General features: G+C 43.3%; 15 protein-coding genes. 10 read left to right on the forward strand and 5 right to left on the reverse strand.

All coding sequences use genetic code 11. From position 1 onward, the window contains the following. Window positions 1-4 precede the first annotated feature (4 nt). Window positions 5-862 carry an energy transducer TonB gene (locus ACMUMJ_RS11890; protein ID WP_414679065.1) on the forward strand — a complete coding sequence of 286 codons (858 nt, stop codon included), beginning with the start codon at window positions 5-7 and terminating at the stop codon, window positions 860-862. 88 nt (window positions 863-950) lie between these two features. On the opposite strand, the gene rpoH is transcribed toward ACMUMJ_RS11890, so the two are convergent. The 4 genes from rpoH to ftsY form a co-directional block, all read right to left on the reverse strand. Beyond that, window positions 951-1,817 carry an RNA polymerase sigma factor RpoH gene (gene rpoH / locus ACMUMJ_RS11895; protein WP_414679066.1) on the reverse strand — a complete coding sequence of 289 codons (867 nt, stop codon included), beginning with the start codon at window positions 1,815-1,817 and terminating at the stop codon, window positions 951-953. A 134-nt stretch (window positions 1,818-1,951) separates the two neighbouring features. Further along, window positions 1,952-2,965 carry a permease-like cell division protein FtsX gene (ftsX, locus tag ACMUMJ_RS11900; protein ID WP_414679067.1) on the reverse strand — a complete coding sequence of 338 codons (1,014 nt, stop codon included), beginning with the start codon at window positions 2,963-2,965 and terminating at the stop codon, window positions 1,952-1,954. Continuing rightward, on the reverse strand, window positions 2,966-3,637 hold the full coding sequence (gene ftsE / locus ACMUMJ_RS11905; protein WP_414679068.1) for a cell division ATP-binding protein FtsE: 672 nt from the start codon (window positions 3,635-3,637) through the stop codon (window positions 2,966-2,968). A 65-nt stretch (window positions 3,638-3,702) separates the two neighbouring features. Continuing rightward, a complete protein-coding gene (gene ftsY / locus ACMUMJ_RS11910) occupies window positions 3,703-5,046 on the reverse strand; it encodes a signal recognition particle-docking protein FtsY (RefSeq protein ID WP_414679069.1) in 1,344 nt (447 codons plus the stop codon). A gap of 188 nt (window positions 5,047-5,234) precedes the next feature. Between ftsY and ACMUMJ_RS11915 the strand changes: the two genes are divergently transcribed. The 7 genes from ACMUMJ_RS11915 (at window position 5,235) to hemW (ending at window position 11,351) form a co-directional block, all read left to right on the forward strand. Next, window positions 5,235-6,527 carry a hypothetical protein gene (locus ACMUMJ_RS11915; RefSeq protein ID WP_414679070.1) on the forward strand — a complete coding sequence of 431 codons (1,293 nt, stop codon included), beginning with the start codon at window positions 5,235-5,237 and terminating at the stop codon, window positions 6,525-6,527. Continuing rightward, complete coding sequence (rsmD, locus tag ACMUMJ_RS11920) at window positions 6,524-7,135, forward strand: 16S rRNA (guanine(966)-N(2))-methyltransferase RsmD (RefSeq protein WP_414679071.1); 612 nt, start codon at window positions 6,524-6,526, stop codon at window positions 7,133-7,135. The genes ACMUMJ_RS11915 and rsmD overlap by 4 nt, the downstream gene beginning before the upstream one ends. Before the next feature lie 219 nt (window positions 7,136-7,354). Continuing rightward, the gene (gene metX, locus ACMUMJ_RS11925; RefSeq protein ID WP_414679072.1) at window positions 7,355-8,512 is read left to right on the forward strand and encodes a homoserine O-succinyltransferase MetX; all 1,158 of its coding nucleotides are present in this window, start codon (window positions 7,355-7,357) and stop codon (window positions 8,510-8,512) included. Further along, on the forward strand, window positions 8,512-9,102 hold the full coding sequence (gene metW / locus ACMUMJ_RS11930; protein WP_414679073.1) for a methionine biosynthesis protein MetW: 591 nt from the start codon (window positions 8,512-8,514) through the stop codon (window positions 9,100-9,102). The genes metX and metW overlap by 1 nt, the downstream gene beginning before the upstream one ends. 9 nt (window positions 9,103-9,111) lie before the next feature. After that, window positions 9,112-9,546, forward strand: a complete 435-nt coding sequence (locus ACMUMJ_RS11935; RefSeq protein WP_414679074.1) for a DUF4426 domain-containing protein — start codon at window positions 9,112-9,114, stop codon at window positions 9,544-9,546. Between the two features lie 21 nt (window positions 9,547-9,567). Beyond that, on the forward strand, window positions 9,568-10,173 hold the full coding sequence (gene rdgB, locus ACMUMJ_RS11940; RefSeq protein ID WP_414679075.1) for an RdgB/HAM1 family non-canonical purine NTP pyrophosphatase: 606 nt from the start codon (window positions 9,568-9,570) through the stop codon (window positions 10,171-10,173). After that, entirely contained in the window at window positions 10,173-11,351 is a 1,179-nt protein-coding gene (gene hemW, locus ACMUMJ_RS11945) for a radical SAM family heme chaperone HemW (protein WP_414679076.1), read from the forward strand. The genes rdgB and hemW overlap by 1 nt, the downstream gene beginning before the upstream one ends. Before the next feature lie 815 nt (window positions 11,352-12,166). On the opposite strand, the gene ACMUMJ_RS11950 is transcribed toward hemW, so the two are convergent. Then, window positions 12,167-13,480 carry an ATP-binding protein gene (locus ACMUMJ_RS11950; RefSeq protein ID WP_414679077.1) on the reverse strand — a complete coding sequence of 438 codons (1,314 nt, stop codon included), beginning with the start codon at window positions 13,478-13,480 and terminating at the stop codon, window positions 12,167-12,169. A 392-nt stretch (window positions 13,481-13,872) separates the two neighbouring features. Between ACMUMJ_RS11950 and ACMUMJ_RS11955 the strand changes: the two genes are divergently transcribed. Further along, window positions 13,873-14,115, forward strand: coding sequence for an AlpA family transcriptional regulator (locus tag ACMUMJ_RS11955; RefSeq protein WP_414679078.1), 243 nt, complete (start codon window positions 13,873-13,875; stop codon window positions 14,113-14,115). After that, entirely contained in the window at window positions 14,102-15,496 is a 1,395-nt protein-coding gene (locus ACMUMJ_RS11960; RefSeq protein WP_414679079.1) for a DUF927 domain-containing protein, read from the forward strand. The genes ACMUMJ_RS11955 and ACMUMJ_RS11960 overlap by 14 nt, the downstream gene beginning before the upstream one ends. Window positions 15,497-15,765: the final 269 nt, after the last annotated feature.

Here is a 15,765-nt window from a genome sequence, read left to right on the forward strand (position 1 = left end):
CTTTATGCGTACTGCTGATAGATTTTCGATCGCACTCTTTACCGCCATAAGCATGCATGTGCTTATGGTTGTTTTTATTGGTTTTGATTTTAACTTCCCTCTACCACCGTCAAAAACACTTGAAATCACCATTGTTCAGCACAAGACTGAAGCGCCAAAAGAAGCGGACTTTATTGCTCAAGCAAATCAGCAAGCAAGTGGCACAGAGTTACGAAAAGAAAAACTAACATCCACTGAAGAAGCTCAGTTTATTGCAGATGAAATTAGAGAGATCACCCCTCCAGTAAAACCTCAATTGGCATCAAATAGTGCAATACAAAATAAAAAAACCCTGTCGTCACAAAACAACTCTCTTTTCAAAGTCTTAGATGAACCGAATGATAATAATAGAACACTAGAAGAACAGTTCGTAGGCCAGACACAAGCCCCCAGCCGTTTATCCTCTGATATCGCCAGTTTAGAAGCATTACTCGATAAACAGCGTCAAGAATTTGCCAAAAGGCCCAGAATAAGAAGACTAACCTCTGTTTCCGCAAAGTCCTCCATAGACGCTCAATATTTAGATGATTGGCGACGAAGAATTGAACGCATAGGTAATATCCACTACCCCATTGAGGCCAAGAGAAACAAACTCTACGGCAAATTAAGACTGGCCGTGTCTATCGCATCAAATGGTTATGTTAAGGACATTGAAATATTGCAATCATCTGGAGTCCGAGTGCTAGATGATGCAGCCATTCGCATAGTTAGATTAGCCGAGCCTTTCCAAGGGTTTCCGCCTGAGCTACTGAAAGAAATCGATCAATTAGAAATCATTCGTACGTGGCAGTTTCTTTCTGACAACCAACTACAAAGTCGGTAACATTGTTGTTTAATTTTTATTTACATAAGACCTAAAAAAGCCTGCGAAATACAGGCTCTTTAAAAACGATAACAGAAAGTCCTATCAATTAGGCAAATTGATTTTCACCCATTGCATCTCTAATTTTCTTCATGGCATTTTTTTCAAGCTGCCTAATTCGCTCAGCAGATACGCCATATTCATCAGCTAACTCATGTAGAGTCGATTTGCTGTCTGAAAGCCAACGCTGAACCAAGATATCACGACTTCTGCTATCTAATACAGACATTGCTTCTTGTAATCTTCGATTCGAATCTTCAACCCAATTACCGTTTTCCAGTAACTTAGCAGGGTCGTAACGATGGTCTTCTAAATAATTCGCTGGTGCTTGGAATGCGCTGTCATCATCGTCATCAGAAGATGCATCAAATGTCGTATCAGAAGAACTCATACGGCCTTCCATTTGACGTACAACATCAGGTGAAACACCTAAATCCTCTGCTACAGACTCTACTTCTTTATGGCTAAACCAAGACAATGTTTTTTTAGCACTACGTAAATTGAAAAACATTTTACGCTGAGCTTTAGTGGTCGCAACCTTAACAATGCGCCAATTTTTAAGGATAAATTCATGAATTTCCGCTTTAATCCAATGCACAGCAAACGACACCAGCCTAACCCCAACTTCAGGATTAAAACGTTTCACAGCTTTCATTAGACCAACGTTACCTTCTTGAATCAGGTCTCCTTGATTTAAGCCATATCCTGAATAACTTTTCGCAATATGGACAACAAAGCGTAAATGAGACATAACCAAAGTTCGTGCGGCTTCCAGATCTTCATGATAATAAAGACGTTCTGCCAGCTGCTTTTCTTCTTCAGCAGTCAGAATTGGAATTGTGCTAACTGCCTGAATGTATGATTCTAAGTTTTGCCCAGGAATCATTAAATCAATAGGCTGAAGAGCTTTACCCATCTTTATTTCTACCTCTTACAAAATAAGTTATAACCGATATTAACAAGTAAAATGTACACGAGTGTGACTAAAATGTGCATTTTCTGCGATATTAAAGTAAATACGTAGGCAAAAACAATCTATTACATGAATGATTATTGCAATTCGATATCAGAAATATGTCGACTTACTGCTATCCATGCACCTACGACCCCCATTAAAGCGCTTATAGTTAAGCATAAAACAACTTCATCTGCATTAAAAGATTGCAGTGAAAAATCACTTTGATATAAAGCAATAATTCGTTCTGCTGGCGTGCTTACCCACCAACTAACAAACAGGATAGTCACAGACGCTAATAAACCACCTAAAACACCAAACCAGAATCCCATGTATAAAAATGGACGACGAATAAAGCCATCGGTTGCACCGACCAACTTCATTACCAAAACTTCATCGCGACGGCCTTCTACTGCCATACGAATGGTATTACCCACAATTAATAAAACAGCACAAATCAATAAAAACGACAGTGCATACACGAATCGCTCACCAAAATTAAGCACACTGGCCAATCGATGCAACCATTGAGCATCCAGTTCAGCGTATTCTACTTCTGGAAAACGGGCTAATTCATCCCGTAACGCTTCTAGGCTAGGTAAGGTTTCAATTGCCACATCGTAAACAGGGACAACTTGTAAGACGATAGGCAATGGATTTTCAGGTAAAGCAGATAAAATCTCTTCATATCCATTCGATCTCTCGAAATAACGCATTCCCTCTTCTTTAGACACATACATCACATTCTCAATATCCGCACGGCTAGAAAGCTGATGAGATAGTGACAAGGCTTTTGTGTCTTCAAGATTAGCAAACAAATACAAACTAATGATGGATTGCTCATCCCACTGATTGGTGATCGAATGAACATTCTTTAATCCTACATACAAACCGCCAGGCAAAGATAAAGCAATCGCAATAACCATTACGGTCATCAAACTTGCTAACGGGTCATGCACAAGGCGGATGAGACTCTCAAGTAGCGTTTTTTGATGGTCTCTTAGATAACTAGAAAGATGAAATGTGTTCGGCAGACGCATCTTAGCATTAGGTGTTGTGGTTACTGAGGACTGTCTGGTTGCACCTCTTGGCTCTGGTTTTTGAGACATTTAAGAGAATCCTCCATCGTTTACTATTCGACCTTGATTTAAAGTCAGTACTCTATGATGCATCCGCGCGATCAATGACAAATCATGACTTGCCACCAAAACAGTGACACCAACACGGTTAAACTCTTGGAAAAGATTCATTATCTCTGCAGATAAGCGAGGATCTAAATTCCCTGTTGGTTCATCCGCTAACAACAACTGGGGCTTATTAACGACCGCTCTTGCGATACCAATTCGCTGCTGCTCACCACCAGAGAGCGCCATAGGGTTGTATTTCTCTTTTCCTAAAAGACCTACTTTATCCAACGCCGCCCTAACCCGTTTGGCAATATGCTGTGGATCAGCACCACTGACTTGTAAAGGCAAAGCAACATTATGGAATACGCTACGATCAAAAAGCAGTTGATGATTCTGAAAAACAACACCTACTTTACGTCTATGGTAGGGAATGTATTTTTTATTGAGAGTGCGTAAGTCTTCACCGTCGATGATGATTTTGCCATGACTTTGACGTTCGATCATCATAATCAGTTTCAATAATGTGCTTTTTCCTGCACCTGAGTGACCTGTCAAGAAAGCCATTTCACCTTGCTGTAAATGAAAACTTACCTGACTAAGCGCCTCTTGACCAGTCTCATATTTCTTTCCAACACGTTGAAATTCTATTTCCACAAAGTCCACTCACATCATCAAAAAGTAAACACTAAGACAAATAAAAAGACACCACTCAAAAAGAGTTAAGCATCATCAAATAAAGCCTCTACAAATTCTTCACCAACAAAAGGTCGCAAGTCATCTACTTGTTCACCAACTCCAATAAAGCGTATAGGTATACCAAATTGTTTGGCAATCGCAAAGATGATACCGCCTTTTGCAGTGCCATCTAACTTAGTCAGTGTAATGCCGCTCACACCTACCGCTTCGGTAAACAGCTTAGCTTGACTGATTGCGTTCTGCCCCGTTCCTGCATCAAGAACCAACATAACTTCATGAGGAGCATGAACATCAAGCTTTTTCATAACACGAACGACTTTTGAAAGTTCGTTCATTAGATTGCTCTTATTTTGCAAACGACCTGCTGTATCCGCAATAACAACATCCACACCTTTTGCTTTTGCAGACTCGATCGCGTCAAAAATAACCGATGCAGAATCCGCACCTGAATGTTGCGCAATAACAGGCACATCATTCCTTTCACCCCAAACTTGCAATTGCTCCACCGCAGCAGCACGAAAAGTATCCCCCGCCGCCAACATGACACTCTTACCTTCTGCTTGGAATTTTTTCGTCAACTTACCAATAGTGGTTGTTTTACCCACACCATTTACGCCCACCATCAAGATAACGAACGGCCCCTCTTTCAGATCTGTCTGTAACGGTTGCTCAGACCCCTCAAGCATGGTTTTCAGTTCCCCTTTTAAGGAGGATAATAATGCATCCGAGTCCTTCAACTCTTTACGGCCTAGCTTCTCAGTAATAGAGGACAGCAACGTTTGTGTCGCTTCGACACCAACATCAGCAGTTAATAACTGAGTTTCAATATCTTCAAGCAGTTCGTCATCAATTTGCTTACGCCCTACAACCAACGACGCTAAGCCATTACCCAAACCATTCCGAGTTCTAGAAAGACCAAACTTAATACGTTGCGCCCAGCTAAGACTTTCTTTCTTTTCTTCTGGTTGTGCTTGATTAGTGGTGTTAACAACTGGCATTTCCACAATAGGTGTGTCTATTGTAGAAGTATCCATTGGCTCAACATGATCAAGTGCTTGATCTTCCTGTTGAACTTCTTCTTTTGAAAAAGCGACCGCTTCGGTTGCTTGAGAATCAGCAACATCCGCCTTTACAGCATCATCCACAACCGCTGAAGTTTTTTCTTGAGCCTTCGCATTGCCTTCAATTTGCGAGACTGCATTCTTTTTATGGGCCTCTTTTATCTTTGTATCTATTTTTTTTACATAGCTGCGTCTAACGTACAATCCAAGCAATGCCATCGCCGAACCAATAGCCGTTGGAACATAACGAGCATACTCGCCAAAATAAGGTGTAAAAAAACTAATAATTTGGTTTACAAATTCCATCAAATCGATCTCTATGGTGAATGTCGTTTAGCCGTTTTATAAATAAACTCAACGGTTAAGCTCAATTTTTTAGCTATTCTGTGGTAAAAAGACACAGAAAACGCGTGATTTTAACATTTTTCAATACGGCAAGCAGTCCTGAAATGTCTATCTAACGCTTTAATCTATTTTTTTGGAAACAACACAGAATGCCAAAGACGCAAAAACCATTATTTAGTCGTCCTTTTTTATCTGCCTTAATGATCATCATACCTGCCATGGTGCTGTTACTAAACCTTACAGCACCAGATACAGAATATCCGGCACCAGAGATACGTACATGGGAAACCGCTTCCGGTATTCCTGTTATCTGGTTAAACCAATACGAGTGGACAACACACGATGGTTTGGAAATGCGAGTGTTATTTAATCATGGCTACAGCAGCGATGCCAAACTCTCATTATCTGAATCCACATTTGATCTCCTATTAAGAGACACTTTGCCATTAAGCACAACCCATATAAACGAACGCTTAAACCCTTTAGCAGCAAATGTTAGTTATAAAATCCAATCCAACAAAAGCGAACTGTCTATTTCCATTGATAATAGACCTCAATTGCTCAAACCCAGCTTAGACTTTTTAATCGATTGGTTACCTGCCCCGACATTTAAGCCCAGAACCTTTGCCAATTGGCAAAATACACACAAAACCCAATCTCAGAGAAAAGCCCAACTATTGGATGCTACTTACGATGCTGCCCCCACCAGCACGACCTTTTATGATTCAATTCAACTTGATGACATTCGCAATACCTATCAAACCTTAACCCAGAAAATCGACACCATTATCATCGTTGGCTCACTCAGTAATGTCGAAGAAATGCAATTATTTACGAACACGATGACGGCAAGTTTTTCCGCTGTTAACAACACCCCTCACAAGCAAGCCAATACATTGCCAAGCCTACAAAAAAATGCAGGCGAAGCGCTGGTCGAAAGTTATGGAAGTTTTGCTATCGCGCCATTAATACAACCTAAAGAATGGTTCAGTTTGCAATTCTGGACAACGCATTTTCTGCAAGCAATCAATGCAGAAAATGCGGCCAATCACATAGAATTGCATATCGAAGCCGCCCAATCTTCTCCATGGGTATGGTGGCGTATCATGCACGCGCCAAATGTTCTTCAATCAGCGCACAGCCATAAAATGCCCACCGAACAATATTACTCTCAATCCATCTTAGAGCAGCTCACTGTGGACGAAGATCAATTTAACGACTCCTTAGAAATATTCCAACAACGAACTCTCCTCCAAGCAACACAAACAGCATGGTGGGCAAACATCGCTTCCCAAGTCACTCAAGGAGACACTAAAACGTTGCAAAACTGGATCAATCAATATGGCATCGAGCTTAGTGAATTTTCATTAAAAATCTATGAGCAGCAACGAAATACCTTTCTTCAAACAAACCCATTACATGAGGTTCAAGTACATCAATGAAGCCTGCTAAAAAAAGCGATAAGTCCGCCACACTCAATAAATCGAAACTTCGTATCATTGGTGGCGAATGGCGCTCAAGAACCTTACCTATCCCAAAAGTAGAAGGTCTTAGACCCACGCCTAACAGAGTTCGAGAAACACTGTTTAACTGGATTTCAGTCTGGATTCCCGGTGCTCACTGTGGCGATCTTTTTTGTGGCAGCGGCGCATTGGGCTTAGAAGCCTTATCTCGTGGCGCAGCCAGTTGTTTATTTGTCGACAACAGCCGAGTGGTTACGCAACAAATGCAAGACAACCTAGCCACGTTGAAATCAACAGCAGGCACAGTGATCACAAAAAATGCCGCCGAATTGGTAAAAATACCACCCTCTAGACCATTAGACATTCTCTTTTTAGACCCACCTTTTCGAAAGGATTGGCTGACAAAACTCATACCGTTTCTTGATGATCAATGGTTAGCACCACGGGCATTGGTTTATATTGAAATGGAAAAAGAGGCCAACCTACCCACGCTCCCCTCACACTGGACACTCAAGAAAGAGAAAATAGCAGGGCAGCTTTGCTATCGCCTATTTGAGATAAATAGGTCATCTGAAACCCTATCCTAAGAAACATTAAAAGGCGCTAGCGTTCATTCGACTGCTCTAACGCCTTTGAACTTTCTAACCTTACTCTTTACCCAATGCTTTTCCCTTTTCATTGTGGCTTTCTCCTCTAAACCCCTTGATGGAAATGAGTGCAAAAGTTAGACTGTCATCCAGTTGTGCCTCTCTATTAGGTGGCCGCCTTTCTCGAACATCCAACTCCAATCAGGAAGTCAAAGTATTATGCCGGACATCATTCCAGCCGATTCTGTTGGTATTGTTACCCCGCACGTTGCTGCATTTGATACCCCCCTTGTTTTAACAGGCAAACACACACTTACACAATACGAACTCGTGTACGAAACCTACGGTAAACTGAATGCTGAAGCTACCAATGCGATTCTTATTTGCCATGCATTAAGTGGCGATCACCATGCCGCTGGTTATCATTCTGCTGACGATAAAAAGCCAGGATGGTGGGATTCTGCAATTGGTCCAGGTAAACCCATCGATACCAATCGTTTTTTTGTTGTGTGCCTGAACAATTTAGGCGGTTGTTGTGGCAGTACAGGCCCCACCAGCATTAACCCTGAAACCAACGCAGAATGGGGAGCAGATTTCCCCATCGTCACCGTGACGGACTGGGTAGAAAGCCAAGCTCGTCTTGCTGATTATCTTAGTATTCAAACATGGTCGGCGGTGATCGGTGGCAGTTTGGGCGGTATGCAAGTATTGGAGTGGAGTATCCGTTTCCCTGATCGCATTAAGAATGCTGTCATCGTGGCCTCCGCCCCCAATCTTTCCACACAAAATATAGCCTTTAATGAAGTGGCTCGACAATCCATCTGTCGAGACCCTGAATTTCATGATGGGCAATATTCGGCAAACAACACTCTTCCTGTCAATGGTCTTGGCTTGGCTCGCATGTTGGGCCACATTACTTATTTATCAGACGATTCGATGGGGAAAAAATTCGGGCGCACCATGCGTCACGATGAATACCAATACAACTACGATATCGATTTTGAGGTAGAAAGCTATTTGCGCTATCAAGGTGAAGCCTTCACCAGACGCTTTGATGCCAATACCTATCGATTAATGACCAAAGCGCTGGATTACTTTGACCCGGCGGCGGCCACCGACAACGATTTAACCAAAGCCTTAGCCCCTGCTCAGTGTGATTTTTTATTAGTCTCTTTCACAACGGATTGGCGTTTTTCTCCTGCTCGAAGTGAAGAAATTGTCGATGCATTAGTCGCGGCAGGCAAACACGTCAGTTACGCAAAAATAGATTCAAACAAAGGTCACGATGCCTTCTTATTCCCGATTCCTCGTTATATGTCTGCCCTACGTGGCTTCTTAAATAGAGTGCATCTGAGCATTGAAAAGGAGAACCGCTAATGCGTTCTGACTTAGATATTATTAATGACTGGATCAAAGAAGACAGCAAAGTTCTCGATTTAGGTTGCGGTAATGGCGAATTATTGCAACACATCATTGGGCAAAAAAATGTTCGAGGATACGGTATTGAAATTGACGCCGAGGACATTAATCACTGTATCGAACAAGGCATTCCTGTCATTGATCAAAACATCGACGACGGTTTGCAAAATTTCGGTGATCAAAGCTTTGATTTGGTTGTAATGACGCACGCTCTGCAACAGTTTCGTCGCCCAGATCTACTGCTCGATGAAATGTTAAGAATCGGCAAAGAATGCATTATTACCTTCCCTAACTTTGGTCATTGGCGCAACCGTCTACACTTAGGGTTAAAAGGCCGTATGCCCGTTTCTGAGTTCTTACCTTATAACTGGTACGATACGCCCAACATCCACTTTTGCACCTTTGTCGATTTCACCAACTTGTGCAAAGAAAAAGACATCAACATTAAGCGCTGGGCAGCCGTTGACGGGCACCTAAGAAACCACTGGTGGATTAGGGCCTTCCCTAATGTCATGAGTGAGACCGCTATTTTTTACGTAAGTAAATAGGAAAAAATTATGAAATATTTAATTACCTGTTTTGCATTGTTGCTTTCAACCTTCAGTATGGCGGATCAAGTCAAATCGTTTGGTGAATACGACTTACATTTCAATACGTTTGAGTCCACTTTTTTAACACCTGCCATTGCCACACAATACGGCTTTACTCGTAGCAAAGGCTTAGGTTTGTTAAATGTGGCTGTAACCAAAAACACAACAGGCCAACTACCCTCTCCCCAACCTGCGATTGTCACTGGCACCGTTACCAACCTCATTGGGCAAATCGTCAAACTGTCTTTTGTGACCATTGATGAAGGCGATGCCATTTACTATATCGCCACATTCACCAAAACCAACGATGAAATTTTACGTTTTTCTATTAACGCAAAATTAAATGCGGATGCCGTACCAATGAGCGCCGATTTTCAGCGACACGTATACGTAGAGAAATAGCTATTACAAAATAGGATTGTTATGACCACGACCATTGTTCTTGCTAGTAATAACAAAGGCAAAATTGCAGAATTTAATCAATTACTGTCACCGCTTGGGTACGATGTAAAACCACAAGGTGAATATCAAGTGGAAGAAGCCGTAGAAGACGGACTCACCTTCATCGAAAATGCCATCTTAAAAGCCCGTAATGCCTGTGCTCAAACAGGTTTACCGGCACTGGCCGATGATTCCGGTTTAGAAGTGGATTTTTTAAATGGCGCTCCGGGGATTTACTCGGCTCGTTTTGCCGGTGAACACGGTAACAACCTTGCCAATAATCAACTGTTGCTGGAAAAGTTAGCTGGGGTTCCCACTCTTGAACGTAGTGCTCGCTTCCATTGTGTATTGGCTTACATGCGCCACAAAGACGACCCGACACCCATTGTGGTTCATGGCTCATGGGAAGGCCGTATTTTAGAAGACCTTGAAGGCGAAGCGGGCTTCGGTTACGACCCAGTTTTCTTTGTGCCCGCATGCGGTTGCAGCGCAGCAAGCCTGCCAAAAGAAATTAAAAACGCCATTAGCCATCGAGCACAAGCATTAACACAACTGCTCACCCACCTAACCTCAAAAGCCTCTTTTTAATGTCCCATACCAATGAACTTACTCTTCCACCGTTAAGCCTTTATATTCATCTGCCTTGGTGTGTCAAAAAATGCCCCTACTGCGATTTTAACTCGCATCAAGTCGATCGATTTGAAGAGCAAGGGAAATTGCCAGAAGAAGCCTATTTAACGCAGTTGATTGCCGACCTAGACCAAGACTTGTCTTTTGCTTATGGCCGAAAACTACAAAGTATTTTCATTGGTGGCGGCACGCCAAGCTTAATGAGCGCTCATTTTTATGAACATTTATTAGCGCAAGTAGAGCAAAAAATACCCTTTATGGATAACATTGAAATCACAATGGAAGCCAATCCGGGAACCTTTGAGCAAGAGAAGTTTCGCGCATTCAGAGAAACGGGCGTCAATCGTTTGTCTATTGGCATTCAAAGCTTCCAGCCTCACTTATTAAAAGCATTAGGGCGTATCCATGGTAGAGCAGAAGCCATTACCGCCGTTGAAAAATCCCGTCTAGCCGGTTTTGATAACATCAACATTGATCTTATGCACGGGTTGCCTGATCAATCAATGGAACAGGCAATGGAAGACATTCAAACGGCCATTGATTTAAATCCTGAACACTTGTCTTGGTATCAACTGACAATCGAACCGAATACTGAATTTTATCGCCGTCCACCAGAATTACCTGAAGACACAACTCTTTGGAATATTCAGAATGCAGGCCAAGCCAAACTCCAAGCGAATGGCTATACACAATACGAAATATCCGCCAATTCGAAAGCAGGTAAACAAGCCACCCACAATCTAAATTATTGGCGGTTTGGGGATTACATCGGTATTGGTGCTGGTGCTCATGGTAAATTGACTCTGGCAGACGGCCAGATATTCCGCACTCGAAAAACCCGACACCCAAATCATTATTTAGACAACCTAGCAGAAGCGCTTTGCATTAAAGAAGAAATTGCCACCGACGACTTACCGTTTGAATTTATGATGAATCGCTTGCGTTTATTTGAAGAGTTTGAACTGTCTGACTACCATCGATTCTGTTACCAGTCACCACCAGAAGCGCTTATACATGGATGCCATACCGCCATTAAAAAAGAGCTGTTATGCGCATCTTCATGGAAAAAAGAAAAGGTAAAAACAACAGAAAAAGGTCGACTTTTTTTAAACGATCTTTTAGAAATTTTTCTCTAAAATATTTTTATTCACAGAACAAAAACACAGTATCAAATATAATTTACTTTATAATAATTTTAACTTTTCATTAGATCTATTTATACCATTTTTAGAACTTTTTAATTCCCTAAATTCAGATAATAAGCGCGGTACTGCAAAAGAAATCTAGAAGAAGCCAACTGCTGAAAGCACTGATTTAAAGAAGTGTTACAGAAGAGAGAATCCACTTCGTGATGAAACAAACAATCGTCCAAGGACGTATTTAGGGTTCAAGCAACCAGTCGTTATCTTTAAAACCGATGTGTTTCACTGTTTGAAATAAAAAAGGTTGTACTTCAAATTTGAATTCAGAAGTAAATACGTTTTCTACCCAGTATTTTGAATTTGCTCATTGAGTAGCGGCATAGACCCTATAAAATTCAACAACTTATCGAAAATAAACCGCTCAAAAATGCCTGTTTGCCCACCAAACTGCCCACCACTTGCCTATGGCTTTTACTAAATCTTAGTGGTTAGCAATGGAAAAACAGTTCCGTTTTTTTGCTGCTGTTAGGGTCTAAAAATAGCAGTTTTGAAAGGCGTTATCGAGCACGATTTTTGTCAACATAGCTTTGCCATTTTTTAACTGGTTCTACGCGATAGTAATGAGTCAGCAGAAAACTCACCTAGCCTGAAATGGGCATTATGGTGTCCATTTTAATAAAAATAAGCTCACTATGGATACTATGGTATCCAAGAGAGATAAGGCTGAGTGTCGAATGGTAGGCATTAGGTCTACAAATTGTTACCCCCAAGGTGACTTTGTGTAGACCTCGGGGCTAAGCAACGCGCCTTTACCATCTCTGAGGTAAATACTGCGTGAAATACAAAGGCATCACGATATTGGTTTGTTCTAACGCTGATGAGCCTTGTGTACCCGTTAACTTAAAGATTTTACTTGGAGCACATTTTTCAACGTAGGATGCCAACGATTTTGCTCTTGTACGTTTACCACTTTTGACTTCAACAGGGACGATATTGCCTTCATCGGTTGCCAAAATAAATTCGATTTCGGCGCGGGCGTCATTCCATGAATAGCTTGAGTCAACGCCAATAGCAGTGAGCTCTTGTTGCACAAAGTTTTCAGCCACATAGCCTTTGTATTCATAGTTTTGTTGCTTAATCTCTTTATAACTGCTGCCCAGCATATGATTGAGCAGGCCCACATCAAACAGAAACAGTTTCACCATGTTTTCTTTTTTATACGCCGCCAACGGAGATTTCGGCAATCCTTCAATAGGGTAGTTTGGCAAAGCTAAGCGGCAGCAGTTAAGCCAATGGATCGCGGTTTCAAAGTCGCTATAACGAGATTTACGCTCATGCACATGCTTAAATTTAAAGCGTTTAACCGACTCATCGCTGACAAGTGATAGCTGAGCAGGAATACTGTTAAACACCGATTCAATCAGTGTGGCATCGACCTTGCCCGCGTACTTACCGAAATCGCGGCGATAACCTTCAACTAAATCGGCATGAATTTTAGTGACTTGTTCAACACGCTCTAGAATGCTTGAATCCTTATACTGATACCAAGCAGAAACGGCTTCCGGCATACCACCGGTAAAAAAATAGTCGGTTAGTTTATCCATCAATTTAGTATGCACCGCCGGTGTGCTTGCTTGACTATCAAATGCTTTGATCAGTGCTTGCTCGTTGGATGCGTAAATAAATTCTTGGAAGGTCAGTGGTCGTAAATTGTATTGTTCTACCTTGCCTACAGGGAAGGTATTGAGCAAACCAATGTTAGAACCGCTGGCTGCGACAAAATAGGACGGTGCTTTTTCGGCAAAATACTTAAGCGAAGTAACGGCTCGTTCACATTCGCCAATTTCATCTAATATCAGCAAGTCGGTTTCTGGAGTGAACGCTTGGTTGGTTAACAACTCAATGTTCATTACTAGCTCGTCAGGTGACAACGAGCCATCGAACGCCTCTTTGTAAGCTGGGTTTTCAAGGAAGTCGATACGAAGGATGTTGGCAAAGGTATTCCCAAACAACTCTTGCAGCAGATAGGTTTTACCTGTTTGCCTTGCGCCGTCAATCAATAATGGCTTGCGCACAGGTTGGTTTTTCCATGCTATTAGGGCGTTAAGTAAGTTGCGCTGCATTGTCATTTCCCGCCAATTAAGACTGTTAACTGCCTGTAGTATAGCTCAGTCTACACTTTTACGCGCATAAAAGTGTTATATTTTACATTTTTATGCGCGTAAAAATGTTTTTGCGCTCTCGTTGAGCAAGGCTTTCCCTTTTGAGATAGCTTTGGGCACTTACCTCTTGGGCAACTGGGACTGTTTGGGCAACACCTTAATTCACGCCACTTAGCCACACACTAACCCTGCCCACAGGGTATTTATGACTTGGGGCATTATGTAAATACTGGGGCAGTTAGCTACCTGTACCCTCAAAAAGCTGCATGATCTGGGCATTTATCTGCCTACTGCGTCCGATTAGTACTGGCAAACTCCTAACTGAACTTAACAGATCAGTGAGGAAGCAAACGATGAACCCAACTACACAATCACCCACAAACTCAGTACACCCAGCGCGTCAACAGCGGATTTTGCGCTTGCCCGAGGTAAAAGCCAAAACAGGCTTTGGCCGCAGTACCATTTATGCCCTGATGGCCAACGGAGAATTTCCGCGATCTATTCGTATTAGAGCGCGTGCCGTGGGCTGGTTAGAAAGCGATATCGACCAGTGGCTTGAAACCCACCGTATCGGTGCTGCTTATGCCCGCGGATAAATCATCAGCATCAGCCCCGTTACCTGCCAGTGAGATGAATAACAACATGCCAACATTACCGGCTGGTTTTGCCTATAACGCGCAAAACTGGCTGGTGATGCAACCGGCAGGGCAAGATAGCCCAGTTAAAATCTGCTCTTGGCTGCAAGTGGCCGCCCGCACCCGCGATCCGCAAGGGGACAACTACGGCTATTTATTGCACTGGTTAGACGATGACAATCGCCATCGCTACTGGGCTATGCCCGCAGAACTATTGGCCGGAGACGGCAGCGAGTACCGCCGAATCCTACTCAGCCGAGGAATGCGGCTTAGCAACAGTGTCAAAGCGCGGCAGTTGCTCTCGCTGTTTATTCAACAAATGGGCGAACTGGCCACGCAAAAGGCTATCAGCGTGAACTGCATTGGCTGGCATCACCACGCTTATGTGCATCCGCGCCTCACCTTTTACCCAAACGAACACAGCAATAACCCGCGCATGGTGCTGCAAACCATGCACCCAATAGAAGGCTTTATTCAACAAGGCCGTAGCGACAGTTGGCGGCAACACGTTGGCCGTTATTGTCTGGATAATCCGCTATTAATTGTTGGTGTCTGCGCTGCACTGGCTGCACCTTTGTTGCACTTGTGCGGGGTGGATGGTTTTGGTTTACACCTCTACGGTGCCAGCAGTACCGGTAAAACCGCGGCGCTGTATCCGGCGTTATCGGTGTGGGGCGAGCCTAATCAACTGCGCCATAGTTGGCGTGCCACGGCCAACGGTTTAGAAGGCACAGCATTAGCGCATAACGATGCCTTGCTAGCGCTCGACGAAATGGGCGAAGTTGACCCAAAAGAAGCAGGCGATGTCGCTTATATGCTTGCCAATGGCCAAGGTAAAACCCGTGCAGGCAAATACGGTGAAATGCGCTTACCCGCCCGTTGGCGCTTGGTATTTTTATCCACTGGCGAAATTACACTCGAAAGCCATCTTGCCAGTATCGGTAAGCGCGTAAAAGCGGGGCAACAAGTGCGCGTGATTGATCTCAGTGCAGACGCCGGAGCGCAAATAGGTGTGTTTAACCGTAGATATGGTATGAACGCCGCCGATTTGGCTGATTACCTAAAACAACAAAGTCGCCAACATTACGGCAGTTTGGCCTTGGACTGGTTAAAGTTTTTAACGCAGCACAGCGCTCAGGTGCGACCCGTTTTCCAAAACGTACGCCAACATTTTTTAGCCAGCTTAACCAATGGATACTCGCTCGCGGTGGAGTTGCCGCCAATGAAGACCAACAAGCCATTCGCCAAATACGCAGTTTTATTGAGCAGCATGGCGAAAGCCGCTTTACGCCTAAACAAACCGGTTACAGCAGCCAAGTACGCCAACGCGCGGGTTGCATAGATGTCACCGGCTCACAAACCCTTTACCTGTTTTACCCAACTGGCTGGCGTGAAGCCACCGAAGGCCTAAGCCCAGATCGTACCGCCAAAGCACTGATGGCCGCAGGCTACCTAATCCCCGATGGCAACCGGCCGCAGCGCAAAGTCAGCCTGCCCGACAACACTCGCCCACGCATGTACTGTGTGAAAGGCAGTATTTTGGATGACTAGCGAGGCGATGAAGCCTATCTGGGCTTGTCGCCTTGCAGTGTACCGCCAGTAAACATAAGA

This window comes from Marinomonas phycocola, assembly GCF_047525455.1.
In the GTDB taxonomy this organism is placed as follows: domain Bacteria; phylum Pseudomonadota; class Gammaproteobacteria; order Pseudomonadales; family Marinomonadaceae; genus Marinomonas.